The following is a 25,043-nucleotide window of genomic DNA, read 5'->3' as shown; positions in this document are numbered from 1 at the left end:
GAAAGGATCGTTTGGTCATGCCGAATTTTTTCAGTTTTGGTTTTCTGAGCAGCAATAATATCGCATCCAGCGGCTCCATCGGTGTCGGGCAAAACATTATCCAAAATCGGAACGCGATGAAGAACAACAGTGCTGCCCGCAGCGTGGGCATCGGTTTCAACAATGTTCCGGTAATCATTTACCAAAATCTCGATATGGACAATATCGATCAGCTTGCCACCGACTTCCAAAACCTCGGTGGGGGGCAATTGTAGGGAGGGATTTCATGTCTGCCTCCATTCATTTCGGTTTTTTTTATCCAATGCCGTATCGACATCGGGTTCCATCAATCTGGGGGTCAACGTGGTCCAGAATCGCAATTCCAGCAAGCAGAATATTGGGAATCTCCAGACCTTTGAAGGGAACAGCTGGATGGCCACAAAAAAACTGATCAATTTTGATTCCGATATCGTGGATAACTATAGCGTTGATGCGAATAACTATGCCGGAGCCTGACTTTAGCTTTTATCAGGATGAAGGGAGAGAAACGGGATGAGAGAAGATAAAAATATTTGGGGATTTCATTGGGAAGAGATGAACCGGATGTTCCAGGAGGCTTCAGGCGGAACTGGCCGTTCCCTTTTTTCCGTGGATTTCAACTGGATGGAAGAGATCATCAAGACTTCGCTCGACAAAGCCTTTTCAGAAAATCATGACCTGCAAAAATCGTATTCGATCCCGAAACAATATCATATTTCAGAGCAAAATGACAAGATGGTCGTACAAGTGCCGACACCGGAAAATACCGATGTGAAGGATATTCGCCTCTTTTTGGACGTGAATCGGTTGATGATCACCGGGATCAACGAAGACAAAGAATTGATTACGCTGCCGGTGAGAGGCGACTGCGAGGGGAGTGAGGCACATTATAAAAATGGAATGTTGGAGATTTACATTCCTAAAGATAAAAGAAACAACTTTACGGAAATCATGATTCAGCACGCTTAATCTATGGCTTGTCATAAAAAATGAATCCTTCCCCTTTTGATGTGTTGAAGGAAGAATCAAGTCTTTTTTTTGCTCGAAGACAGCCTGTTGGGGCGGGTTTGTATATGTAATTTGATCTGAATACTACTATTTTTTTATAAATTCATATTGTCAAATAATAATCGTTGTGTTAGTATTCAAATAAGTTGGTCGTACAAGATGATTATCGGACTAACTTGTACGTACAAATTGATGGCGTTCGTTATCCCTCGTTTTGTCGGAAGAAACGGGCCAAATTCGTACAGCATTTGTTGAAAGCGCTTCAATTATGGTGTTGGCGGAATGGGGGGAGAATGGAGAACGTGGAAAACGACAGCAGCTAAGAAAATCAGGGAGTCACTGGTACGGCCGGTTGTATGGACATTTGCAGGTTGTTTCACCCGATGAGATGAAGGAGCGCAGGTATGTTCACAATCAATTGCCGGATGGCGGGCCGGGAGCGGGGATTTTCATTGACCGGCCGGCGGTTCTGCCGTGCAAGGTGGATCAGGCAATGGATCCGGAGTTGACTCGTCATGCAAGATAAAACAGAACATGCAGAGGAGGAAGGAGATATGGGAGTGAAGAACGGTCGGGAGCGGAAGGTGACATTGGGGGTGATCGTCGGCAACCGTGGTTTTTTTCCGGGACATCTTTGCGAAGAGGGCAGGAAAAAGATCATCCAGGTGTTGCAAGAGGAAGGCTTCAAAGCGGTGATTCTTTCCCCGGAAGAGACGAGATACGGGGCGGTGGGAACGCTGGAAGATGCAAGGAAATGCGCCAACCTCTTCCGGCGGCACCGGGAGGAGATCGACGGCATTCTGGTTACTCTCCCCAATTTCGGGGATGAAAAGTCGATTGCCAACACCCTGCGACTGGCTGAATTAAATGTGCCTGTTCTTGTACACGCTTTTGCCGATGATCCTTCAAAGATGAGGGTTCAGGACCGGAGAGACAGTTTTTGCGGGAAGATCTCAGTCTGTAATAACCTCGCTCAATACCGGATTCCCTACACGCTGACGACACGGCATACGGTTGATCCGGACAGTTTGGAATTCCGCAGGGATCTGCATAAGTTTGCCGGCATCTGCCGGGTGGTGAAAGGTCTCAAACGGCTGCGGATCGGCGCCATCGGGGCAAGGCCTGCTGATTTCAACACCGTCCGTTACAGTGAGAAACTGCTTGAGGCAAACGGGATCAGTGTGGAAACAATCGATTTGTCCGAAATTTTGGGAAGGGCCAACCGTTTGTCGGATGAAGACTCTGCGGTCAAACAGAAATTGGAGGAGATTCGCACTTATATCGACACCAAAGGGATTCCGGAAGAGAGTATGCTGCGCATGTCCAAATTGGGCGTGGTGATTGACCGCTGGATGACAGACTGCGATCTGTCGGCGACGGCGATTCAGTGCTGGACTTCGATGGAGGAATATTTCGGTGTTGTTCCCTGTACGATCATGAGCATTATGAGCAATAATCTCCTGCCCAGCGCCTGCGAGGTGGATGTTCCGGGATTGGTCGGGATGTACGCTCTTCAGGAAGCAGCCAACCGGCCGAGTGCAATTGTTGACTGGAATAACAACTATGGCGATGATCCGGATAAAGCCGTGATCTTCCATTGCAGCAACCTGCCCAAAGATGTATTTGCTGAAGCATCGATGGACTATCAGGAGATTATCGCGGGAACTGTGGGCAAGGAAAATACTTACGGTACTGTAGTTGGACGGGTTAAGCCGGGAGCTTTCACCTATGCACGGGTTTCAACCAATGACCTCAGCGGAAAGCTGGAAGCTTATGTGGGTGAGGGAGAACTGACAAACGATCCCCTCTTGACCTTCGGCGGGTATGGAGTGGTCCGGATTCCCAACCTGCAGGGGTTGTTACGGTACATCTGCGAACGGGGCTTTGAGCACCATGTGGCCGTCAATTTGAGCCAGACGGCAGAAGCGTTGGAAGAGGCTATGGGCAAGTATTTGGGTTGGAGCGTCTATCATCACAGAGGGTAATTTTCTTTTGAGAAGGGGACAGGGGGAACCGATATGAAGCACGCTTTGCTCAATGCCAGTCTCATAGATTACTTCATTGTTGCCATCTACTTCGTTTTTGTTCTCGGGATTGGGTTTTTACTGAAAAATCGCATGAAGACGGGAGATGATTTCTTCCTGTCCGGCCGATCGATTCCAACGTGGATTACCAGCCTCGCTTTTCTCTCGGCCAACCTCGGGACGATTGAAGTGCTGGGGATGGCGGCCAACGGTGCCGAGTATGGCATGCTGACTTCCCACTTCTATTGGATCGGTGCGATTCCGGCCATGTTGTTTCTCGGCCTGTACATGATGCCTTTTTACTATGCTTCCCGGGTACGGTCAGTGCCGGAATATCTGAAAATCCGTTACAATGAGGCGACCCGGGCTGTCAATGCGATTACGTTTGCCGTTATGACAGTCTTGCTGTCAGGGGTCAGCCTCTACTCAATGGCGCTGATTCTTCAGGTTCTGGTTGGCTGGTCGATCAATACCAGCATTTTGATTTCCGCGGTCGTGGTGTTGATTTACGTCGGGTTGGGCGGATTGACTTCCTCCATCTTTACGGAAGTGATCCAGTTCTTCCTCATCTGGCTTGGGCTTTTGCTGATCCCGATTCTGGGCATGCACGAACTGGGAGGATGGGCCGGGATGGCGCATCGCCTTCCTGAAGGCTTTACCCACCTGTGGTCCAATCTGGGGAGCAACGGGGAAAATGCGATGGGCATCAACTGGCTTGGTGTGGTGCTGGGACTGGGATTTGTCATTTCCTTCGGCTACTGGACAACCGATTTTCTCGTGGTGCAACGGGCATTCGCCGCCAAAAACATGCGTTCTGCACAAAATACGCCGATTTATGCCGCTTTCTTCAAAATGCTTGTCCCTTTTCTGGTCATCATCCCCGGTTTAATAGCCGCCGTCATCTTTCCCGATATCGGCAAGCCGGACGGGCCAAGCTACAATCTGGCTTTGCCTCTCCTGATTGAACGGTATTACCCCCCCGGGTATTCTGGGGCTCGGTTTGACCGCGATGCTGGCCAGTTTCATGAGCGGCATGGCGGGAAATGTAACCGCATTCACCACGGTCTGGACATATGACATTTATCAGGCTTACATCAATAAACGGGCCAGTGACCAACATTATGTCAAAATGGGTCGGCGGACCGTTATTGTCGGTGTCCTGATCAGCATCGGCGCTGCTTATGTAGCTGCTGATTTTCCCAGTGTGATGGATTATATGCAGACATTGTTCTCGTTCTTCAATGCGCCCTTGTTCGCCACCTTCCTGCTCGGAATGTTTTGGAGAAGAGCGACGCCCTGGGGAGGATTTTGGGGATTGGTTTCAGGTATTGCCACAGCATTGATCCTGTACGTGGCTCTTCCCGACAACTTTTATTCCAGTCCGCAGGCGGGCAATTTCTGGCGTGCCTGGTGGGCATGGCTGGTTGCCTTCCTGATCACCGTCCTGGTCAGTTTCTTCACCAAACAGAAGCCGGCGGAAGAGCTGAAAGGAGTCGTATACAGCCGCGGGGCGTACCCGACCTATGACGATCTTGCCTGGTACAAGCGTCCCGGTTATATCGCCTTAATCCTCTGTCTCTTCTTTATCGGCTTTAATATCTGGTTCTGGTAGGAGGGCTTCCGATGAAAGATTCAAGTCTGTTTTATGACCTTCGGTTTCTGATTGGCCTTCTCTTCGTGATTTACGGGGTGATTCTCGGGGTTTACGGATTTCTCTACAATCCGCAGAAAGCGGTGCTCCACGGTTGGAACATCAACCTCTGGTGGGGAATTGTGATTTTCCTCTTCGGTTTGGTTTTCTTGGCGGCTTCACTTCGAAAGAGAGTGGGTTTGGCGAAAATGAAGGAAACGTCAGTTTCGGAAAGAACCCATTGAGGCGTTGGAAAAGCGTAAGCGATAGCGATGGAGGGTCAACGGTTCGGAAACGGCTGTAAGCCTGAAGGTCGCCGTGGCGGAATCGCGCCTGTTCATTGGGTGATATTGCGGGGTCGGGGCTGCTTTCCTGTATGGTATACTGGCTGTGTGACTAATTCATTGTAAAGGTGGAAAATATGGCCACAAAACGGAGCAAGGTAAAAGAAACGATTAAAGCTTGGCTGGTTAACGGGGAAGTCAAGCCGCATCAAAAAATCAAATCCGAACATGAACTGGCTGATTTGTTTCAGGTCAGCCGGCATACCATCCGCCAGGCGATCGGAGATTTGGTTTATGAGGGCTGGCTGTACCGAGAGCAGGGGCGCGGGACATTTTACAACGGTTTTCCGGGAAAAAGATCCAACAAAATAATCGGAATTATCACCACATATATATCGGATTACATTTTTCCGTCCATTATACGTGGAGCGGAATCATATTTAAACACCAAGGGATACGGCATTTTGCTCGCCAGTACCAACAACCGGCCGGAAGATGAAAAAGAGTGTTTGCAGATGATGCTGGATAAACAGGTGGACGGTCTGATTCTGGAGCCGACCAAGACCGCCCTGTACAATGAGAACCTTGATTATTACCTGACCCTGGAACAAAAGCGCATTCCTTATATCATGATTAATGCTTATTATCCCAATCTGCAACCGCCCAGTGTGACGATGGATGATGAGCTTGGAGGTTACCTTGCGGGAAGGCACCTGATTGAGCTTGGTCATCGGAGGATTGCCGGGTTGTTTAAGACAGATGATCTGCAAGGCATCAAACGGATGAAAGGTTTTTTCAGAGCGCACAGGGAGGCCGGATTGCCAGTTCAGCCCGGAATGGTCATTTCCTATGGAACAGAAGAAAAAGAGGAAAAACCGAGAATGGCGTTTGCCCGTTTGATGAGGGAGAGAGACAGGCCGTCAGCCGTCTTTTGCTATAACGATGAAATCGCTCTCTCCATTCTCGATGTGATCCGCGAGCTGGCTTTGAAGGTGCCGCAGGACATTTCGGTTGTCGGATACGACGATTCTTTGTTGGCAGAAGCATCCGAAGTGAAGTTGACCACGATCAAGCATCCGAAGATGCAGATGGGGGAGATGGCCGCCAAATTGCTGATCGAAGCGGTTGAAAAAGGAGACCGGGGTCATGCCATCGAGTCGTTCGTCTTTCAGCCGGAATTGGTTGTGAGAAGTTCCACGGGAAAATGGGGCGGTACAAAGTAAAAAACGACATGCTTCAGTTGCAAAGCCGGCGGGCGTGAGGCGCGGGACGATGGAGGAAACGAAACTTGCGCCCCGCCATCCCGGTTGGGGGGATCCGGAATCGCAGAAACAGACGGATCATTCGGAACAATGGAGAACGGTAAAGAAGCAGTCCGTGAGTGTGTAAACCAGTGCATTCGGATCGCCGGAGGGGAGGAGATGTATGAAATACAGCATTGGTGTTGACTTTGGCACCCTGTCAGGGAGAACCGTGCTGGTGGAAGTGGAAACAGGAAAGGAAATCGCAACCGCGATCAAAGCGTATACCCATGGGGTAATCGATCGATATTTGCCGGATGGCATGACCAAATTGGAGCCGGATTGGGCTCTGCAACATCCTGCGGACTATCTGGAGGTTTTGCAGGTCACCATCCCGGAAGTATTGCAGAAAGCGGCGGTTTCAGCTGATGATGTGATCGGGATTGGAATCGATTTCACTTCCTGCACCATGCTTCCGGTTGATGCCGCCGGGATTCCGTTGTGCATGAAGGAAGAATTTAAAAAGAATCCGCATAGTTATGTGAAGTTATGGAAGCATCATGCCGCGCAGGAAGAGGCGAATCGCTTGAATGAAATTGCAAAGCAGCGGGGAGAGAAATTTTTGCAGCGGTATGGGGGCAAGATTTCTTCCGAATGGCTGATCCCGAAAATCTGGCAAATCCTGAATGAAGCTCCGGAGGTTTATGAAGCGGCGGATCAGATGCTTGAAGCGACCGACTGGGTGGTTTCCAGGCTCACGGGAGAAGTGAAGCGGAACAGTTGCACAGCCGGATACAAGGCGATTTGGGATAAACAAGAAGGGTATCCGTCCCGGGAGTTCTTTCAATCACTCGATCCGCGTCTGGCAACACTCGTCGAAGAGAAATTGAGTACGGATCTCTATCCGATCGGCTCCAAGGCGGGCGAACTTACGGCGGAGGCAGCGAAATTAACGGGATTAAAGCCCGGAACGGCCGTGGCCGTAGGCAATGTCGATGCACATGTATCGGCGCCGGCTGTGGGAATTACCGAACCGGGCAAAATGCTGATGATCATGGGCACTTCCACCTGCCATATTTTGCTCGGTGAAGAAAAAAAGGCTGTTCCCGGGATCTGCGGAGCGGTTGAAGACGGGGTGATTCAGGGACTGATCGGCTATGAGGCAGGGCAATCCTGTGTCGGAGACCACTTTGAATGGTTCGTTGAAAACGGTGTGCCCGCCCGTTATATGGAAGAAGCCAAAGAGCGGGGGATTGATATTCACCAGCTACTCACGGAAAAGGCGAGCCTCCTGAACCCCGGTGAAAGCGGTCTCATCGCGCTCGACTGGTGGAACGGCAACCGTTCAACACTGGTCGATGCCGATTTGACCGGAGTGATTGTCGGAGCAACCCTGCATACGAAGCCGGAAGAAATTTACCGCGCCCTGATCGAAGCGACTGCCTATGGCACCCGAATGATTGTGGAAACATTCAGGGAGCACGGGGTTCCCATCCATGAACTTTACGCGGCGGGTGGCATTGCGGAAAAAAACCGCCTGATGATGCAAATTTATGCCGATGTGCTTAACATGGAAATCCGCGTTTCGGCCTCAGCGCAAACGCCGGCCCTCGGAGCCGCCATGTTTGGAGCAGTGGCGGCCGGAAAGGAGCGGGGCGGGTACGATTCGATTGTTGAGGCGGCGAGGAAAATGGCGAAAGTAAAAGATGAGTATTATAAGCCGTTGCCGGAACATGCAGCCGTTTACGAAAAGCTGTATCAAGAGTACAAAAAACTTTACGACTACTTTGGCCGCGGTGAAAATAACGTGATGAAAAGACTGAAACAGATCAAGAAAACGGCAACCGCAAACGGAGATCGGTCTGCGCCGAGCGAAGGAGCGGAGAACGAATAGAGCTTCAGAGGAGGGACCGGAGTTGCTCGAACAGCTGAAACGGGAGGTTCTGGAAGCCAATAAGCAGCTTCCTCTCCACGGTTTGGTCACTTTTACCTGGGGGAACGTGAGCGGAATCGACAGGGAGAAGGGGCTGGTCGTCATCAAGCCAAGCGGGGTACCTTACGAAAAGATGAAGATCGAGGATCTGGCCGTTGTTGATCTGGATGGAAATCAGGTGGAAGGGAAGTTGAAACCTTCTTCCGATACTCCGACGCACTTGGCCTTATATCGAGCGTTTCCTGTGATCGGCGGAATTGTGCACACACATTCCCCTTGGGCGACGGGATGGGCACAGGCTGGCAGGCCGATTCCTGTGCTTGGAACCACGCACGCCGATTATTTTTATGGAGAGATTCCCTGTACACGGGAAATGACCTCTGATGAGATTCAGGGGGCGTATGAACACGAAACGGGAAAGGTCATCATTGAAACGTTTCAGGAGAAGGAGATTGATCCGGCGAATATACCCGGCGTTCTCGTATACCAGCACGCGCCCTTCTGTTGGGGAAAAGATGCTGCAGATGCCGTTCACAACGCCGTCGTGCTGGAGGAAATCGCCAAAATATCCTTCCATACCTGCCAGCTGAACCCGGCGGTTACCCCGGTCAGCCAATTTCTGCTGGATAAACATTATCTGCGCAAACATGGTGTGCATGCGTACTACGGGCAAGGATGACGGAACACTGTGGGATATCCGGGATTCCTTGCTGAGAAAGCATTTGATCATCCGCGAACCGGACTGCAACACATCTTCACGAAAAGAGGAGGAGGAAGAAGATGCTGCCAGTCAACGGGAATTTAAAGGGAAAGGTGGCCGTGATCACCGGCGGCAGCGGCGTCCTTTGCAGCGCGATGGCCAGGGAGCTCGGCAGGCAAGGAGTCAAGGTCGCGATTTTGAATCGCAATCGGGAGAAAGGTGAAAAAGTCGCGGAGGAGATAAGAAGATCGGGCGGTGAAGCGATTGCTGTTTCCTGCGACGTCCTGGATGCGGAAAGCGTCAAGCGGGCGGAAAAGATTGTGACGGAGGAATTGGGCGTTTGTGACATTTTGATCAACGGTGCCGGCGGAAACCACCCCGAGGGCATTACAACACATGAAACGCTGAAGATCAGCGATCTCGGGCAGGAGGAAGTGAAGACATTTTTCGACTTGGGCCCGGAAGGATTTCAATATGTGTTCAGCCTGAATTTGCTGGGAACGGTGATTCCGACTCAGGTTTTTACGCGAAAAATGATCAGCAGAAAAGGGGCCATTGTGATCAATATGTCGTCGATGAGCGCACCGAGCCCCATGACAAAGGTTCCGGCTTACAGTGCGGCGAAAGCGGGAATCGAAAATTTCACGAAATGGCTGGCCGTTCATATGGCTGATGTCGGGATCAGGGTCAATGCCATTGCCCCCGGTTTTTTTCTGACGGAACAAAACCGCAGTCTCCTCTTGAATGAAGATGGCTCCCTGACCGAACGCTCGCGGAAAATCCTGTCTCATACACCGATGCGACGATTCGGTTCCCCCGAAGACCTGTTGGGAACGCTGCTCTGGTTGGCGGACGAAAACATGTCCGGATTTGTCACCGGGATTACTATTCCGGTGGATGGCGGTTTCTTGGCGTATTCCGGAGTTTGAAGGCGCATCCGACGACAGGAAGCGTTCATGTCGTATCAAAAACCTGGTGGATGAACGTTCAGTAAAAATCTTCAGAGCAGTGGTTTGCTGAAGTGGTGATTCATGTTCATTGCATGAATCACCACTTTTTTAATCATCTGTTCCCGTGTCAAAACCCATGATCGCTCCGATCATTGCACCTGTTTAGCCTGTTTGGAACTATGCCTTCCATGCTTGGAACAATTCATGGCTGTCCGTCAGGTCCAGGCGAGGCATCGCATGCCGGATGATGCAGAGATCTGTGTCATCTAGTCCGTCCTGCTCGTTTTCAAGGTTTGCAAAGGGGATAATCTTGATGGCAAGCTCTTTTTGCTTCCAATAACTTTCCCACAGGCGATTCCGGAGGGTAACCTGCGTGACGGGGGAAAGGGCAAACTGCTGATGGGTTCCGAGCAGGCGTGTAATCAGCCTGGTTTCCGGGCCATTGGTGTTTGTGGCGGAAGGTATCGGATTTTTCACCAGATGAACAGTGACCATATCTCCGACTTTCAGCCCGTTGTCCCGTTTTACGTCATCGCCGGTTGCCACGATCAGCCCCAGACCGCGGTGACCGGTTACGGTGAATTCCGGTTGGTTCTCATGGGCCAGCCCGGTAAGCTCGTTAAAATTTACTTCACTTGCCAGCATGTACAGTAACACTTGGCCTGGTTTCGGTTTGGCAACGGGGACGATTTTTCTGACGGCTTTTATTTGGCGGCAGCTTTGGTCGTTCTGGCAGATGATCACCCGGTAAGCATACTGCCACTCCGGAAGGGGAGTGAAGGGAGGGATAAAGGGTGTTCCGGGAGGCAAAATTTTCCCTTTTATGTTCTGTTGGGAAAAGCGATCACGCTGGAAAACGTCATTTTTCATCGGTTCATTCCCCCTGATTCGGTTTTTTATATTTCGCTGTTGTATGAAACCATTGGTCAGTTGTTGTAATATTACAATATCTGATTTTTTAATCTGTTATATAATAGTCTTGATGCTATTTTATCTTAGTGAGTCACTTCTTGACAAGGCTTTTTTGCAAATTTGCAAAAAATATCGACATGGAACAAGACGGGATGAACTTAGTTGTATAAATATTCTTAATATAATAAAATATAGGTAGATTTATATGAATTTATATTCAAATAAAAGGCGGGGTTAAACGCGGATGAAAGCGGTCATATTTCACGACGTGGGTGATGTGCGGGTTGAGACAGTGAAGGATCCGGTGATACAGGAACCTGCTGATGCGATCGTGCGGATTACGACAGCGGCGATTTGCGGATCCGATTTGCATCTTTATCACGGCACGATCCCGGGGATGATGCCGGGAGCGATCATCGGACACGAGTATGTGGGGGTAGTCGAAGAAGTGGGGCCACAAGTGCAAAGTTTCAAACGGGGGGACCGGGTGGTTGGAGCCTTTCACGTTGCTTGCGGCAAATGTCGAACCTGCCGGCGTGGTCACTATAACCAGTGTCGGTTTGGAGGTGTACTGGGCTACGGCGTGGCCTTCGGTAATTTGGATGGGACACAGGCTGAATTCGCGCGTATTCCGTATGCGGACTATACCCTGCGACGGGTTCCGGATGGGTTGAGCGATGAACAGGCGTTGTTTACCGGAGATATTCTGACCACTGCCTACGGAGCCGTTGTGAACAGCGGCTTGAAGCCCGGAGAAAACGTTGCCGTGATCGGTTGCGGTCCGGTCGGGATCATGGCAGTTCAGAGTGCCTTTGCTCTGGGAGCTTCCCGGGTCTTCGCAGTTGATCTCGTCAAAGAGCGGACCGAGCTGGCCGCGCAGCTGGGTGCGATCCCGGTTCCCTCAAAAAGATGGATGCGGAAGCAAAAATCCGCGAATGGACCGACGGTGAAGGGGCGGACGTTGTGATCGAAGCAGTTGGAGGTTCAGCCACGCTTGCTTTGGGGTTTGAGCTTGTTCGCGGGGGCGGGCGCATATCCGCCGTGGGCATTACAGCGGAAGATACCTTTGCCTATCCGTTGATGGCCAGTTTGGTGAAAGATGTGACGTTTCGCCTCGGAGTTGCCAATATCCACCGTGACATTGATACGACGCTGGCACTGGTGCAGGGTGGACGGATTGATCCGACGGTGGTTGTTTCCCATCGTCTGCCTCTGGAGAAAGCGCCGGAAGGATATCGGCTCTTCGCCGAACGCCAAGCGAACAAGGTGATCTTGCAAGTGTCCAAGTGACGGGGTGATTTTGGCCAAGATCAACGATTTTGCCGGAGGTGCCTGAAAAAAGTTGAATCACTCCCTTTTATGGAGAATTGACCGATGCTGATTCTCTCTAAACCGGGGTTGAGAATGATACACATGGACAGATCGGGTTGGCCGTTCCCGCACCAATCCGGGGAGGAATGGATATGGAGATCGTAAAGAAGGCAACGTCGGGACCGTGATAAGCGCAGCTGGTTGATCCAAACGGAAGATCTTGTCAGACAAAGTAAAGAGGAATACCCGAAAGAGATTGCAAACGCCTGGCAGGGGGGGCTGATCCTGGACGAGCAGTGAGCAGAGGCGGAATTGGAGCCGATCCGCGCTGTAATCCTACATCATATCGATCTGTTGGAAAGTGCATCCGAAGCCAAAGACCATGAAAGCAACGTGCTTGACGCAATGTGGCAAATACCCTGACGTATAATTGCCTCTGCTCCATTTTCATCATTTACACGACTCAAATGGGCTGGGGAGCCTTCAAAATTCCAAAATTGACTGTTCTTGATAAATGTTTTTTATTATTTTTAAAATTAAAAAATGGCGCAAACATAATGAAAGATATATCCAGGAGTGAGACCAATGGAATTTGAATTTCACATTACAGTCCAGGATTTAAGCCCTGCTGAAAGGGATGCATTCATGAGGCTTTGTCAATCGGAACAGGTCAAACCTCTAATGATCGTCTTGGATAAAGGAGATTACATCCGTCAGCCAATGTTTACGGGAGTGATTAAAAGGACGGATTTTCATGAAGCGAATAAAGAAGTCGACAAGATTGTAACCAAGTTTCAAGAAAATGGATTCACCATCATGAGAAAAAAAGTAGAGACGTCTCCAAATGAAGAACAGTACTTTTATCAACCACTGACCAAGCATTCTAAGCCTTACTTTGAATGGCATGGAAAAATTGAGGTTGATGATGTTGCCATGGTAAAGAATTTGTGCGCAGGTCTGGGCGGGCATCTTTCCAGAAACTCTTTAAATGCCAATGGAAAAGTGCGATTTATAACCGTCAGAGAATATGAAAGTAAGGAAAAATTCTATGAGAGAGTAGAGAAGATCCATTCTGTTTTAAAGGGAAATGGCATTGAATTTGTAAAAGAACAATATGAATTATGTATCTACGACAGCAGAGAAGAATTGGATCGTGGATGGCTTTCGTGAGAGGTTTCATGAAAACAGGGAGAGAGAATCGTGATCAGTCGGGAAAATTTAAAGGATATGGATTGGACGGAAATCGAACTGGTTGTGATGGAGGCGCTTTTGAGAAGGATATCACTGGTGGATATGCCATTTGCATTAAAAGGAAGTCTGTTAACGAGACAATATTTGGAGAATCCGGATATTCGGTATGTTGGAGACATCGACTTTTTGTATTTGGAGAAAATCACAGATGTCAATCAAGCCTATAAAACTTTCACAAATTGGATGACTCAAGTGACAGAAATGGATTTGAACGACGGAATCAAGTTTGTGAGTTTTCAAGAATATGGATATTGGAGAAACATAGACTATGCCATGGCAGATGATTTTCCGACAGTCAATACATATCTTGCTTATTATTTCACAGATGAGCCAAGAGATCCTGATGAGGATTATGATGAATATGATTCCGTTTTTCTGGATATTTCGTTTAACTTGGAATTGGACGTCAAACCTGTTCCGTTAGAGTATCGGACCGTTTATGGAGATCGTTTCATCGTTCCGTACACCATCCCCCTCTCGGTCCAGGTTGCTTGGAAGTTGCATCAAACGATTGTCAGACCTAGGTTTAAAGATCTTTATGATTTAAAGTTTTTGTTATCTCATCCGTCCTATGATCACCTTGACCTTCAAGAAACATTGCAGACCCTCGTCAATGAATGCAGGATGGATCAATCGATTACCAAAGCGGATATGAAAAAGGTTCTTGTCGATGATTTGAGAGGATTGTATGAATCATTATCCAATGATTCTGATCTGAAAGACTTTGCCGGCAGCCAAAATTAGGAAGAATATTTTATGCAGTTTGTGACTGATTTACGCAGAGTGATGGACCATGCCGGGTATTAATAAGAATTCATTTGATCATTTGCCGAGTCCGACATAAGGGAAGAGAAGGATGATAAATACGAAATATTCGGTTTGTCCTTTCTGGATTCGCAGGGACCATCATGATCTTGATGTGTAAAGAGCTTTGGGCCATCCCCGGTTCTCTCATCGTTTTTCCGGATCTTTTCTTTTCCATGCTGCCATCGGTGAACGAATTTGGACGTTGCGGAGTAAGAAGTCCGAAGGAAAAGCAGGCCCTCTCCCCGGTGTTTTTGGGGAGAGGACTTTTTTAATTCTGCTCCGGAAGATGTTTGTTCTTACCCCGATGCCCATCAGTTTCAATTTTCTGACTATTTACCAGTAGTCGCTTCCGGCAAGGAAAGTGTCAGGAGAAATCCTGTCGCCAGGAATAGAATCAACCCGTATATTCCTGCTCCGGGGCTGAAGGAAGCAGTCAGCCAGCCCACGATATACGGACCGAGGAAACCGCCCAGGTTCCCGAGTGCGTTGATTCCTCCCCGCACTGCCCCGGCAACATTGGCCGAAAAGAGAACCGGAGGGATGGCCCAGAAAACGCCGGATGCGGCCTGCAGGAAAAATCCGCATCCAACCAGAAAGGCAAAGGATACCCAAATCTGACTTTAGAATTGAACGGATAACAGCAAACAGAGCGCAAAACCCAGTAACGGCAACCCTGTGTACAGTTTTCGATTCATGCTCCGGTCGGACAGGGTTGCGAACAGGTATTGCCCGATCATCGTTGCGATGTACGGAAAAACGGACAGAATCCCGACACTTCCCATTCCCGCATGTGTCAATTGCTTTATGATGGTCGGAAGCCACAGGGTAAAGCCATAAATACCGGTCTGATAGCAGAAATAAATCAGAATTAACTTCCACATGTTTTTATTTGCGAAGAGTTCCGCAAATGAGGCGGGGGCCTTGCGGATTTGCCTTGAGCAACTCCTGTTCCGTACGCCAGCGTTTCACCAAATAGTCTCGTTCCTGTTCGGAAATCCATTTCGCATCTTGCGGCCGGTCACTGATCAGAGGGAGCCAGACGAAGATCAAAGCCAGTGAAATTATCCCTTCAATGATAAACACCATGCGCCAGTTCCAAATACTTAAGATCCATCCGGACAAAGGGCCGGTAATAATGGAAGCGATTGCAATATTCATCATGAAGAACGCATTGGCTCGCCCGCGCTCTTCGTTGGGAAACCAGTGGCTGATGATAACCAGGATCGCCGGCCAAACCCCACCTTCAGCAACTCCCAACAGAAACCGGAGAATCATCAATTGCGTCGCGTTTTGCACAAATCCGGTCACGGTGGCCAGTGTGCCCCAGGCGATGATCGTCCAGGCGATAAACTTTTTTGCGCTTCCTTTTTCGGCAATGATTCCGCCGGGAACTTGGAGGATAATATACCCGACGAAAAAAATTCCGGCAGCAAGTCCGGATAGGGAAGTTGTCATCCCGAGCTCCCGATCCATTCCGCCCGCCATCGCGAATCCGATGTTGGTGCGGTCCATAAAAGCTACGATGTATACCAAAATTGCAGGGGGAATAATGCGAAGCCAACGCCGGTTTGGGAGCGTGTTGTTCAATCTCCACCGCCTCCTTTGGAAGTATTTCGCAGTTACCTGGTTGGGGAATTTCATTTTTGGATTGAAACTATTTTTATAGCGACATGTTATTATACTATTACAGATTTGTTATATTCGTAATATTCAGTGTATGTGTGAAAATGAATCAGTGTCCCGTATTTTGTTAAATCTCCGCTTGTTCAGCCTTTTGGGTTGTTGTTAAAAATGGGAGAATATTATATCATAACGAATAATTTCGTAAGGTTGTTAATGAAACAAGTGAGGAACATCTTTGTGTCTTTTCGGAACAACCGAAATAGAGACTGAGCAAAACGGGAGCGGGGTTCCCATGCCCCGGCTTGCGATGGGATTTTCACCGGAAAAGGAGAGATCAAGATTGGCGGCCATCATTGAACTGAACGATGTTACTTGGAGAAGGGGAGATCAGACGATTCTCCATCAGGTCAACTGGAAGGTTTCACCAGGTGAGCACTGGGCGATATTGGGGCTGAACGGGTCGGGGAAAACGTCATTGCTCAATCTCATAAACGGTTATTTCTGGCCCTCGCAAGGAAAAATCAGCGTGTTGGGCCACCCGTTTGGCAAAGTTGACTTAAGAGAACTGCGGAAGTCGATCGGCTGGGTCAGTTCGTCTCTGCAAGAGAGAATCAATGGACGGGAGCGGGCGCAAAATGTGGTGCTCAGCGGGAAGTTCGCCTCGATCGGTCTGTACGAAAAAACAGGCGAAAATGATGTGAAACGAGCCCGTCAGTTGATGGAGCAATTGGAGTGCGGCCATTTGTTCGACCGTTCCTATCAAACCTGTTCCCAAGGGGAGAAACAGAAGCTGCTCATTGCCCGCGCCTTGATGGCTTCACCCAAACTGTTGATTTTGGATGAAGCTTGCAACGGGCTTGATTTTCTCTCCAGAGAGGCATTGCTGTCCAGTATTCGTCAGCTGGCCGAAAGTTCAGATGCCCCTCATCTGCTGTTTGTGACTCACCACATTGAGGAAATACTGCCGATCTTCACCCATACCTTGTTGCTTCGCCGGGGCCGTGTCTTTGCCAAAGGAGAAACGCGGACCGTATTAAACAGTTCCAACCTGTCTGCTTTTTTTGAAACCCCGGTCGAAGTAAACTGGCGAAATGATCGGGCATGGCTTTCCGTTTCCGAAACGAAGACAAATGATCCGGAAGTGATCAGAACCTTACGGTAATTCCGACAGCCGATTTCCAACCCGCTTGGATTTCGGCTTTTTAAATGGTTTCTTTCATCGGCAAAATCAACAAAATTTCTTTTATTGTTTATTTCACACTTTTCGACTAAATATACAAAACAATAAGAATGTTATATAGAATTCAAATTAAAGCGCTTTCGTACAGGAGAGGAGGATGGAAATTGCGTTTAGCGGAAAATGATCCAATCCAAAATGAACAAACGGGCGGTGCAGAGCCGCCGATGATTGAACTGGCCGGGGTGACGAAAGAGTATGTCAAACCTTCCGGTGAAGTTCATACCGTTTTGCGGGATCTCCATTTGCGGATGGCCAAAGGGGAATTTTGTTCGTTTGTCGGGCCGACGGGATGCGGCAAATCGACGACATTGGGATTGATCGCCGGGTTTGAACAGCCGACGGGCGGCACGGTCAAAATTCAGGGGGAACCGCTGCAGGGGTTGAACAAACAAGCTGCTTGTGTGTTTCAAACCGACAATACCTTTCCCTGGAAAACGGTGATAGATAACGTATCGCTCGGCCTTCGGCTACGCGGAATTAGCAAGGCTGAAGCTTATGATGAGGCAAGAGTGTGGATAGAGCGGGTCGGTTTGAAAGGATTTGAAAAGCATTACCCGCACCAATTGTCGGGCGGGATGCGCAAACGGGTTGCTTTGGCGCAATGCCTGATCGTGCAACCGCAAATCCTGCTGATGGATGAATCGTTTTCCGCCCTTGATGTTCATACCCGTTCATTGATGGAAAATGAATTGCTGACGATTTGGGAAGAGACATCGGCCTCCGTCGTTTTTATTACCCATGATCTGGAGGAAGCGATTGCCCTGAGCGATCGGGTGATCGTCCTGACTGCCGGGCCGTCGGCAACCATTAAAGGAGACTACCGCATTCATCTGCCCCGGCCGCGAAATGTGTCCGAAATCCGTTTCGACCCGGAGTTTCTGAAACTGCACGAGAAAATCTGGAATGATTTGCGCGACGAGGTGATGATCAGCTATGAGCAATCTTATCAGTCCAGGTAGTACCGCTTCGGTTGAGGAGGTTTCCCGGCGGAGCGAAATGCGGGCCAAGGCGGTCAAACGCCGCTTTCGCAACTTGGCCTTGCAAGCTGCCGTATTTGTTCTGGTGGTCGGTTCGTGGCAGCTGCTGGCCGATTGGAAAATCATCGACCCGTTCTTCTTTTCCAGTCCCAAGGCGATTTTGCTGCAAATTGCGGACTGGTTTCAGAACGGGACGAGCCAGGGACCGTTGTACATCCATTTTCTCGTCACGTTTGAAGAGACGATCATCTCTTTTGTGCTTGGAGTGATTCTCGGGGTGATTGCCGGATATGCCCTTGGCATGAGCGAAGTTTTGTCCGTTATTTTCGGTCCTTACATTCAAATGTTAAACGCTCTGCCCCGGGTAGTCCTGGCGCCGATTTTTATTCTGTGGCTGGGGCTGGATATGTCCTCCAAAGTTGCGTTGGGTGTAACTCTCACTTTTTTTGTGGTCTTTTTCAACGCATTTCAGGGAGTCCGCGAAGTGGACAGAAATCTGGTGAACAATGCCCTGCTCCTTGGCGCCAACAAAAAACAACTGGCCTTTCATGTGATTATCCCCTCGGCGCTGACCTGGATTCTCTCCAGCCTGCATTCCAGTTTTGGCTTTGCGCTGGTCGGGGCGGTCGTCGGGGAATTCATCGGTGCAACAAAAGGACTCGGCTTTTTGATCTCCCAGGCGCAGGGGGCGTTTGACACAACCGGGGTATTTGCGGCCATGGTTCTGCTCTCGGTTACCGCGCTGATCGCCGACTGGGCTGTGGGTTGTCTGGAAAAGCGGTTTATCGCCTGGCGTCATGTAAAGCAGGAGTAAATCATCCAAAAGGGAGGGAAATGAAGTGAGAAAGATTCTGACCAAAAGACTGGCAGCCGTTTTAACGCTGATCGGGATGCTCCCTTTATTGACAACCGGTTGCAGTTCTTCCGATCCGGAGGGTTCCGGGCCGCCCGAAATCAAGATTATGGTTGGCGGGATGGAAAAAATCATCTACCTGCCGGCGAAACTGACTGAAAATCTGGGTTATTTCAAACAGGAAGGGCTTGATGTTGAACTGATTAACCAAGGATCCGGGCAATCGGCGGAGGAGGCGCTCGTTGCCGGACAGGTTGATGCCGTGGTCGGTTTCTATGATCATACGATCGATTTGCAGTCGAAGGGAAAATACCTGAAGTCAGTCATTCAGTTGGGGATCACCCCGGGTGAAACCTTGATGGTTGACAATAAGGACAAAGACCGAATCAAGGGGGTTCGTGATCTCAAGGGCAAGAAAATCGGCGTGACCGGGCTCGGGGCTTCCACCAACTTTCTCGCCAATTATCTTGTTGTCAAGGGTGGATATACGTCAAAAGATTACATTCCCGTTCCTGTCGGTGCCGGAAACACGCTGATCGCATCCATGCAGCAGGGAAGAATCGGGCTGGCAGTTACAACCGAACCGACGGTTTCCCTTTTGCAGGCAAAACATCTCGCTGTGCCCCTTGTGGACATGTCGACCCCCGGCGGGACGAGGCAGGCGATTGGAGGGGATTATCCGGCGGCCTGTCTTTACTTGAGATCGGACTACATTAAGTCCCATCCGGAAACTGTGCAAAAATTGGTCAATGCATTCAGCAAGACGCTGAATTATATGCAAACCCATAAGCCGGAAGAAATCGCCAGCCGGCTGCCCAAAGCGTATTATGCCGGGGACAAACAGATGTATGTGAGCGCGCTGTCCCGCAGCATGTCCATGTTTTCCCCGGACGGAAAGATGCCGGAAGACGGCCCGGCCAAAGTGTATGAAGTACTGTCTGCCTTTAAGCCGAAGCTGAAACAGGCGCACGTGAAATTGGAAGAGACCTATACGAATGAATTCGTTGAAAAGGCAAATCAAGCAGGCCAATAACCCGGTTTTCAGCCCCGCCGGACATCTGTTCCAACGGGGCTGATCTGTCGGGGGGAAGATGTTTGTCCAATCCTCTTTTGGACTTTCATCCCGGGTGGATTGATCGTTTTTGGAGAAGAAAAGTCACTTGGGGGATTTCAGGCGATACAAGCACTGGGGACGGCCTACCGTTCCGTACGCCAGCTGCTCCTCGGCGAGCTGCTCTTCCGCCAAATAGACCAAATAATGACGGGCGGTCGAGCGGCTCACACCGGCCAGTTTAGCCACTTCATCGGCACTGAGAAACCCGTTTGACCGGGCCAGACAAGCTTGGATCCGTTCCAATGTCCGAACATCGATTCCTTTTTGTTGCCAGGATCTGTCCGAATGGGTGACCGAGCGCAATTTTTTGAGATCATCCACCACCATTTGGTCGATGAACTTTTGATTCGATTTGGCGAGGCGGGTTCGGAACAACAAATATTTTTCCAAGGATTTTTTCAGCCGGTTGAGGTCAAATGGCTTGATCAAATAATCAAAAATACCCAGGCGAAACCCTTCTTCCACCACTTCCAGCTCTTTGGCCGCCGTCACAAGGATCACATCACACGGAGAGTTGTGCGAACGGATGCTTCGCAGAACTTCGAGACCGGACTGATCCGGCATGTAAACATCCAACAAGAGGAGGTCCGGCTTTTGCTTCTCCAGCAGATCGAGCGTTTCGCGATAATTGTGGGCTGTGCCGATCCATTGATAGTCGGGGAGCGATTCGACCAATTTGCCGTGCAATCTGGCAATCATAAAGTCATCGTCGACAACGGCGGCGCGGATCGGTGTCGGCATCAAAGATGACCACCTCTTCTTTTGGCAAGTTCACTTCTAACGTCGCCCCGGAATTTGCGGAAATCATGGCAATCTTTCCCCCGGCTTTCGCCACCAGCCGGGAGACGATGGCCAGGCCGAAGCCACGATTTTTTCCTTTGGTGGATATCCCGCTTTCAAAAATGTGCTGTCCCAGTTCGGGATCAACTCCGGGGCCGTTATCCGTTACCCGGATCTGCAACGAATCGGATTGGTCGTTGATATAGACGGAAACGAGCGCTTTTTCCTTCCTGTCAGGCATTTCTGCGAGCGCTTCCAAAGCATTCTCAATCGCATTTCCCAGAACGGAGATAACCACCTCCCGATGAGGGCATGGCTCTCGCAGATGGGAGGAGGGATCAACGGTCAATTGTATTCCGAGCTCCTTGGCACGGTTTATTTTGCCGATCAGAATTCCGACCACGGCTGGATCATGGATGCGAGACATGAAAAATTCGATCAGATGTTGTTGTTCCTCATTGACCTGGTTGATAAATTCGCGTACAAGCTCATACTCCTGCATTTGAATGAGCCCCGAAATGGTATGCAGGCGGTTTAAAAACTCGTGTCGCTGGCTGCGCAAGGCATCCGCGTAGTGACGGACATCATTCAATTGCTGATTCATTTTGTCCAATTCCAGTTTATCGCGAAAAGTGGAAACCGCACCGATGACCCGTCCATTCAACAGAACCGGCACCCGATTGGCAATGATCAGCGAGTTATGGATGATCATCGGCTGATCAAACTGGCTGACTCCTTCTTCGAGCACTTCGGGCAACCGGGAATTGGGAACAATCTGGCGAATCGGTTGGCCAATGATGTCACAGTCAGGTTCCAGACCGATGAGCCGCTTGGCCTCCTGATTGCAGGCGGTGATTTTGCCCTGACGGTCAACGGCCAATATTCCTTCCCGGATTGATTCCATAATCGCGTGCTGTTTTTGGGAGAGCAAGGCAATCTCATGAGGCTCCATGTTGAAAAGCTGTTTTTTGATGTGTCCGGAGAGCAGGTGTGCACCCATAAAGCCATATACCAGTCCGATCACGGCCACCATCCCCAGGTGCTTGATCGAAGCAAAAATATCGTTCCATATATTTTGCACGGGGAAACCGACGGACACGACCCCGATTTGCCGCCGGTGTTCATCAAAAATCGGCGCTTTGCCGCGAATCGAGAGACCGAGTGTTCCCGCAGCCTGGGTAATGCTCTCTTTTCCGTGCAATACGTATTGATTATCCCCGCCGACCATTTTCTTGCCGATCATTGCGGGATTGGGATGGCTGTACCGAATGAGATGCATATTGCCCACCACGATGAATTCCGCCCCCGTTCTCCTGCGAATCTCCTCGGCGAGCGGTTCAATTTGCGCGGAAGGGTTTTTTTGGAGAAACGCATTCCGGATTTGCGGCATGCCGGCGACGGTTTTGGCAAGGAGAAGGGCGCGGTTGCCGGTTTCCTCAAACCGCGACTGGATAATGTTACAGGACAGGCCCGACATCACCAGAATCAGCACGAAACCGACGATCAGCAGCACCAATATGTTAATTTTTGTCCGCAACGAAAATGGTTTAAGGGAGAAGTTCATCATGGACCTCGTTATAATTGGTTGGAATATTGTTAATAATATTTCAAATAATATTATCACAATCAAAAGAGATTAAAACATCGAAGGGGGGATTTTTACGGGATTCCTGCTTGCGCCCGGGCGAAATTGGAATGCAGATCAGCCCCGTCCTTTCAGTCAGGCTGGGTTGCGAATAACAAAATGGATAACTTATAATTGAAAATAAAATAAGAAAAATTCTCCCCGGCATTTGCGAACACCGGAAGCTTCGAAAAAGACCCAAGGGTTGTTCGGAAACGCCAAAGTCCGCAAAAATAAAGGGATCCCAGACTTTTTGGACGGAGGTTATCCAGTCAAAAAAGCCTGAAACCTGGGCAAATCGGGGAGATGTTCGGAAAACCACGAATAAGCCCAATAAAATTAAGGAGTACAGTGAACGCCGAATCAATAGATACACCTCCGGTGGGAGGATTGAAACTTTTCGTCTTCCGCTTTGGCTCAGGTGGCTTCGTCGAATCAATAGATACACCTCCGGTAGGAGGATTGAAACTATAAAACCTTGCACAAGACGCCAAAGCATGATCAATGGAATCAATAAATACACCTCCAGTAGGAGGATAGAAACTCTCCAATATTAATGTCATTAGCTTGAACAAGTTGAGTAGTATCAATAGATACACCCCCGGTAAGAGGATCGAAACGTTCCAGGGAGTGAGTCAGTTGTCCTGCCGTCAAAGGTTCTTTTGAGGGTGGGCCTTATCTGTTTTTATAAGACATGTTTGAAACACAGACTGATGAACATTTAAGAAACCGAGGAAGAATTGCAACAAGAACGGGAAGAAATCGAGAAGGGATAAAAAAAGAAGCAAACAAGCTTATCGATGGCGGAACAAATCCAAGAGGAGGAAGAAGATGAATGAAGCCCCGAGTCTACTTCTTACGGGTTTGTGGAGAAAGCTTTGATTACCCGGATATCGTTTGCGCCAAGCATCAACTGGAACGGGAGAGGATTCAGAAAGAATGGAGGGAAGATCCGGGGTATCAAAAGATTCAGGAAGAGGCACGAAAACGAATTGAAAAATATTTTCCGAAGAAATAAAAAATCACCCGTTTCAAGGAGACTCAACAACCAATTAGTGGCAAAATCGGCGTTCGCTACCTCCATCCCACTGCGGACGTCCTTTTTTTGATCCAAAGGATGGATTTGATGCGACCACAGGTAACTTGGGAACAGTTAAGTGTGATCTTGGCCAGGTCCCTCTTGTTCGAAAACGGAAAAATGACTTGAGAAACCATAAAGGTAACTCAAGTCATTCGTGTTTATACAGGAAACTCAGGGATGACAAGCTCATATTTATCCTGAGCATCAGTAAGCCAAGGCCAACTTATATGAATGCTGACCATTCTTTAGGAGATTGAACTTGTAACAGCTCAATAAATACTGGCAGGATTTCCTTAATGTCAATCCGATCATCAATGTAATGTTGCACATTGTACCCGTTGAACAATGCCATTGCGGCAGTCGCCAGCGTCCTTGCATCAAGCGGACTGCCTATGAGTTTTCTTTCTTCATCACTTCAAACAACCGCGTAAGGTCTTGTCGCCATTCTTCCATCTGATCAGCCAGCTCTTTTTGTACTTGAGCAAGTACTGACAGGTCATGGCGGAGCACCTTCATCAAGAAATCCTCTTTGGTTGGGAAGTGAGCATAAAATGCGCCTTTGGATAGTCCGGCTTCCTTAACAATCTGGTTGATACTGGTGTTGCTGTAGCCATACTTGGCAAACAAAACAATCCCTGCGTCCATCAGTTTTCGAATTGTACGTTCCGTCATCTCTTGATGTTTCATGGAATATCCTCTATTTTCGTAATTTTTTAATTTGCGTATTGATTATGACACAGAAAATGGTTAAAATAAAGATAAACCAACTAGTCGGTTTATATATACTGACTGGTAGGTTTTTGAATCTTGAGGAAGAGAAAGGATGGATGCACGATGAAAAAAGTATTAGGGGGATTATTTGTTTTCTTGGTAGCAGTCGGGTTAATGGCTTCGCCGGTAGCCGCTTCAACCTATGATTCATCTTTTGTGGGGATGAATTACGGCGATGTGTATAAGCAAACCAGGGCACTTTATGTTCCGGCGGGGTATCATGTCAAAATCCAAGTAGATAGATAAAGGAAATAACGGTTCAGGTTTTGAATGGTATCTCTCAGTAGGGGATTCCAATTATCCTTTCCGTTACGGTGGATATTCCGATGCTAATTTTGAGGCCAATGTTCCTGTGGGTACTTATCGTCTGGTTCTTCATTGTGAAACGCAAGATTGTACTGGCAGTGCTAGGCTCACAGTTTTAAACTAAAAACGGATTGCGCCCCCGCGTAAAGTATCCGTTATCCAGCAGGCTTCGCTGTTTTCGTTCTAAGTTGGCCATTACAGATGCTCAGGATGAATATGAGCGTGTCATCCCTGGGTTTTCCGTATATGGACTGGAGTTGCCGTTATGGTTTCTCGAGTCATTTTTTTGTGTTCGCTGCCTGAAACGCATACTTGGGCAATTTGAAATAGTTTCTTTCAATTTGGCCGAATAAGCGGTAACCAAAATTATTCCGCCCCGGTCAATAAGGTAATTGGCACAGTCACGAAGATGGACACTAATGAATTGATCATGGGTGCATCGATATCGCTGGACCAATTTTTTGGAAAGCCAATAGCCATCCCAAATGAGCCGACGGCTGCAATAAATAAGAATAGAAACCGGAGAATATTACTCGTCACTTTCCAATCATCCCATATTTCCCTTGTTTTTTTCATAATATTTTTATAATGACCCCATACGCTTC

At 48.9% G+C, this 25,043-nt stretch carries 28 protein-coding genes and 1 pseudogene; 21 read left to right on the top strand and 8 right to left on the bottom strand.

Translation table 11 applies throughout. From position 1 onward, the window contains the following. The first annotated feature begins 17 nt into the window (after nucleotides 1-17). The 12 genes from JG50_RS19405 to JG50_RS0111635 all read left to right on the top strand — a co-directional run bounded on the left by JG50_RS19405 (nucleotide 18) and on the right by JG50_RS0111635 (nucleotide 9,767). Nucleotides 18-254, top strand: a complete 237-nt coding sequence (locus tag JG50_RS19405) for a hypothetical protein (RefSeq protein WP_081943892.1) — start codon at nucleotides 18-20, stop codon at nucleotides 252-254. An 88-nt stretch (nucleotides 255-342) separates the two neighbouring features. Then, nucleotides 343-495: a hypothetical protein gene (locus JG50_RS20105; protein ID WP_160173861.1), complete on the top strand. Its 153-nt coding sequence runs from the start codon at nucleotides 343-345 to the stop codon at nucleotides 493-495. Between the two features lie 36 nt (nucleotides 496-531). Next, nucleotides 532-987 carry an Hsp20/alpha crystallin family protein gene (locus tag JG50_RS0111675; RefSeq protein ID WP_033101296.1) on the top strand — a complete coding sequence of 152 codons (456 nt, stop codon included), beginning with the start codon at nucleotides 532-534 and terminating at the stop codon, nucleotides 985-987. A gap of 307 nt (nucleotides 988-1,294) precedes the next feature. Further along, complete coding sequence (locus JG50_RS0111670; RefSeq protein WP_152568566.1) at nucleotides 1,295-1,552, top strand: hypothetical protein; 258 nt, start codon at nucleotides 1,295-1,297, stop codon at nucleotides 1,550-1,552. A 28-nt stretch (nucleotides 1,553-1,580) separates the two neighbouring features. Then, nucleotides 1,581-3,011, top strand: a complete 1,431-nt coding sequence (locus tag JG50_RS0111665) for an L-fucose/L-arabinose isomerase family protein (protein WP_033101312.1) — start codon at nucleotides 1,581-1,583, stop codon at nucleotides 3,009-3,011. A gap of 33 nt (nucleotides 3,012-3,044) precedes the next feature. Continuing rightward, nucleotides 3,045-4,127 carry a sodium:solute symporter family transporter gene (locus JG50_RS18285; protein ID WP_235281671.1) on the top strand — a complete coding sequence of 361 codons (1,083 nt, stop codon included), beginning with the start codon at nucleotides 3,045-3,047 and terminating at the stop codon, nucleotides 4,125-4,127. Next, complete coding sequence (locus tag JG50_RS20700; RefSeq protein WP_235281668.1) at nucleotides 4,075-4,662, top strand: sodium:solute symporter family transporter; 588 nt, start codon at nucleotides 4,075-4,077, stop codon at nucleotides 4,660-4,662. Before JG50_RS18285 ends, JG50_RS20700 begins: the two co-directional genes overlap by 53 nt. 11 nt (nucleotides 4,663-4,673) lie before the next feature. After that, complete coding sequence (locus JG50_RS0111655) at nucleotides 4,674-4,925, top strand: hypothetical protein (RefSeq protein ID WP_052154252.1); 252 nt, start codon at nucleotides 4,674-4,676, stop codon at nucleotides 4,923-4,925. Nucleotides 4,926-5,101: 176 nt separating this feature from the next. Beyond that, nucleotides 5,102-6,187: a GntR family transcriptional regulator gene (locus tag JG50_RS0111650; protein ID WP_033101294.1), complete on the top strand. Its 1,086-nt coding sequence runs from the start codon at nucleotides 5,102-5,104 to the stop codon at nucleotides 6,185-6,187. Nucleotides 6,188-6,389: 202 nt separating this feature from the next. Further along, nucleotides 6,390-8,099 (top strand): ribulokinase, encoded by a 1,710-nt coding sequence (araB, locus tag JG50_RS0111645; RefSeq protein ID WP_052154251.1) that lies wholly within the window; start codon nucleotides 6,390-6,392, stop codon nucleotides 8,097-8,099. A 22-nt stretch (nucleotides 8,100-8,121) separates the two neighbouring features. Beyond that, nucleotides 8,122-8,817 (top strand): L-ribulose-5-phosphate 4-epimerase, encoded by a 696-nt coding sequence (araD, locus tag JG50_RS0111640; RefSeq protein ID WP_033101293.1) that lies wholly within the window; start codon nucleotides 8,122-8,124, stop codon nucleotides 8,815-8,817. Nucleotides 8,818-8,918: 101 nt separating this feature from the next. Continuing rightward, nucleotides 8,919-9,767: an SDR family oxidoreductase gene (locus JG50_RS0111635; RefSeq protein ID WP_033101292.1), complete on the top strand. Its 849-nt coding sequence runs from the start codon at nucleotides 8,919-8,921 to the stop codon at nucleotides 9,765-9,767. Between the two features lie 198 nt (nucleotides 9,768-9,965). Here the strand turns inward: JG50_RS0111635 and JG50_RS0111630 are convergent, their stop codons facing one another. Next, complete coding sequence (locus tag JG50_RS0111630; RefSeq protein ID WP_033101291.1) at nucleotides 9,966-10,658, bottom strand: alcohol dehydrogenase catalytic domain-containing protein; 693 nt, start codon at nucleotides 10,656-10,658, stop codon at nucleotides 9,966-9,968. A gap of 286 nt (nucleotides 10,659-10,944) precedes the next feature. On the opposite strand from JG50_RS0111630, the pseudogene JG50_RS18280 reads away from it, so the two are divergent. The 3 genes and pseudogenes from JG50_RS18280 to JG50_RS18275 all read left to right on the top strand — a co-directional run. Then, a pseudogene (locus JG50_RS18280) lies at nucleotides 10,945-11,990 on the top strand (zinc-binding dehydrogenase); the annotation flags it as partial. A 606-nt stretch (nucleotides 11,991-12,596) separates the two neighbouring features. Continuing rightward, the gene (locus tag JG50_RS0111620) at nucleotides 12,597-13,181 is read left to right on the top strand and encodes a hypothetical protein (RefSeq protein ID WP_033101290.1); all 585 of its coding nucleotides are present in this window, start codon (nucleotides 12,597-12,599) and stop codon (nucleotides 13,179-13,181) included. A 30-nt stretch (nucleotides 13,182-13,211) separates the two neighbouring features. Continuing rightward, complete coding sequence (locus JG50_RS18275; protein WP_235281666.1) at nucleotides 13,212-14,006, top strand: nucleotidyl transferase AbiEii/AbiGii toxin family protein; 795 nt, start codon at nucleotides 13,212-13,214, stop codon at nucleotides 14,004-14,006. A gap of 392 nt (nucleotides 14,007-14,398) precedes the next feature. Here JG50_RS18275 and JG50_RS20495 read toward each other — a convergent pair whose 3' ends face one another. The 3 genes from JG50_RS20495 to JG50_RS20895 all read right to left on the bottom strand — a co-directional run bounded on the left by JG50_RS20495 (nucleotide 14,399) and on the right by JG50_RS20895 (nucleotide 15,656). Continuing rightward, nucleotides 14,399-14,572 carry a hypothetical protein gene (locus JG50_RS20495; protein WP_200880758.1) on the bottom strand — a complete coding sequence of 58 codons (174 nt, stop codon included), beginning with the start codon at nucleotides 14,570-14,572 and terminating at the stop codon, nucleotides 14,399-14,401. A gap of 117 nt (nucleotides 14,573-14,689) precedes the next feature. After that, nucleotides 14,690-14,950: a hypothetical protein gene (locus JG50_RS20900; RefSeq protein WP_258560269.1), complete on the bottom strand. Its 261-nt coding sequence runs from the start codon at nucleotides 14,948-14,950 to the stop codon at nucleotides 14,690-14,692. Between the two features lie 4 nt (nucleotides 14,951-14,954). Next, nucleotides 14,955-15,656 carry an MFS transporter gene (locus JG50_RS20895; RefSeq protein WP_200880757.1) on the bottom strand — a complete coding sequence of 234 codons (702 nt, stop codon included), beginning with the start codon at nucleotides 15,654-15,656 and terminating at the stop codon, nucleotides 14,955-14,957. A 376-nt stretch (nucleotides 15,657-16,032) separates the two neighbouring features. Here JG50_RS20895 and JG50_RS0111605 point away from each other — a divergent pair, with 376 nt between their 5' ends. The 4 genes from JG50_RS0111605 to JG50_RS0111590 all read left to right on the top strand — a co-directional run bounded on the left by JG50_RS0111605 (nucleotide 16,033) and on the right by JG50_RS0111590 (nucleotide 19,795). Then, on the top strand, nucleotides 16,033-16,854 hold the full coding sequence (locus tag JG50_RS0111605) for an ABC transporter ATP-binding protein (protein WP_152568565.1): 822 nt from the start codon (nucleotides 16,033-16,035) through the stop codon (nucleotides 16,852-16,854). Nucleotides 16,855-17,036: 182 nt separating this feature from the next. Further along, entirely contained in the window at nucleotides 17,037-17,891 is an 855-nt protein-coding gene (locus JG50_RS0111600; protein WP_198055108.1) for an ABC transporter ATP-binding protein, read from the top strand. Continuing rightward, nucleotides 17,866-18,723 (top strand): ABC transporter permease, encoded by an 858-nt coding sequence (locus JG50_RS0111595; RefSeq protein WP_033101289.1) that lies wholly within the window; start codon nucleotides 17,866-17,868, stop codon nucleotides 18,721-18,723. Before JG50_RS0111600 ends, JG50_RS0111595 begins: the two co-directional genes overlap by 26 nt. A gap of 25 nt (nucleotides 18,724-18,748) precedes the next feature. Next, nucleotides 18,749-19,795 (top strand): ABC transporter substrate-binding protein, encoded by a 1,047-nt coding sequence (locus JG50_RS0111590; RefSeq protein WP_033101288.1) that lies wholly within the window; start codon nucleotides 18,749-18,751, stop codon nucleotides 19,793-19,795. A 123-nt stretch (nucleotides 19,796-19,918) separates the two neighbouring features. Here JG50_RS0111590 and JG50_RS0111585 read toward each other — a convergent pair whose 3' ends face one another. Continuing rightward, nucleotides 19,919-20,617, bottom strand: coding sequence for a response regulator (locus JG50_RS0111585; protein ID WP_033101287.1), 699 nt, complete (start codon nucleotides 20,615-20,617; stop codon nucleotides 19,919-19,921). Further along, nucleotides 20,580-22,220, bottom strand: a complete 1,641-nt coding sequence (locus tag JG50_RS0111580; RefSeq protein ID WP_033101286.1) for an ATP-binding protein — start codon at nucleotides 22,218-22,220, stop codon at nucleotides 20,580-20,582. Before JG50_RS0111580 ends, JG50_RS0111585 begins: the two co-directional genes overlap by 38 nt. Before the next feature lie 895 nt (nucleotides 22,221-23,115). Here JG50_RS0111580 and JG50_RS0111570 point away from each other — a divergent pair. Then, nucleotides 23,116-23,298 carry a hypothetical protein gene (locus JG50_RS0111570; RefSeq protein ID WP_033101284.1) on the top strand — a complete coding sequence of 61 codons (183 nt, stop codon included), beginning with the start codon at nucleotides 23,116-23,118 and terminating at the stop codon, nucleotides 23,296-23,298. 453 nt (nucleotides 23,299-23,751) lie between these two features. On the opposite strand, the gene JG50_RS20690 is transcribed toward JG50_RS0111570, so the two are convergent. Next, the gene (locus tag JG50_RS20690) at nucleotides 23,752-24,048 is read right to left on the bottom strand and encodes a TetR/AcrR family transcriptional regulator (RefSeq protein WP_033101283.1); all 297 of its coding nucleotides are present in this window, start codon (nucleotides 24,046-24,048) and stop codon (nucleotides 23,752-23,754) included. A gap of 147 nt (nucleotides 24,049-24,195) precedes the next feature. Between JG50_RS20690 and JG50_RS0111560 the strand changes: the two genes are divergently transcribed. Next, a complete protein-coding gene (locus tag JG50_RS0111560; protein ID WP_033101282.1) occupies nucleotides 24,196-24,378 on the top strand; it encodes a hypothetical protein in 183 nt (60 codons plus the stop codon). Nucleotides 24,379-24,804: 426 nt separating this feature from the next. Here the strand turns inward: JG50_RS0111560 and JG50_RS20685 are convergent. Continuing rightward, nucleotides 24,805-25,043: hypothetical protein (locus JG50_RS20685; RefSeq protein ID WP_033101281.1), on the bottom strand; the 239-nt coding region annotated here is incomplete at its 5' end.

Origin of the sequence: Thermoactinomyces daqus, assembly GCF_000763315.1 — a bacterium.
Taxonomy (GTDB): Bacteria; Bacillota; Bacilli; order Thermoactinomycetales; family Thermoactinomycetaceae; genus Thermoactinomyces_A; species Thermoactinomyces_A daqus.
Note: the sequence above shows the minus strand (reverse complement) of the source record. Positions and strands in the feature narration are given on the sequence as shown.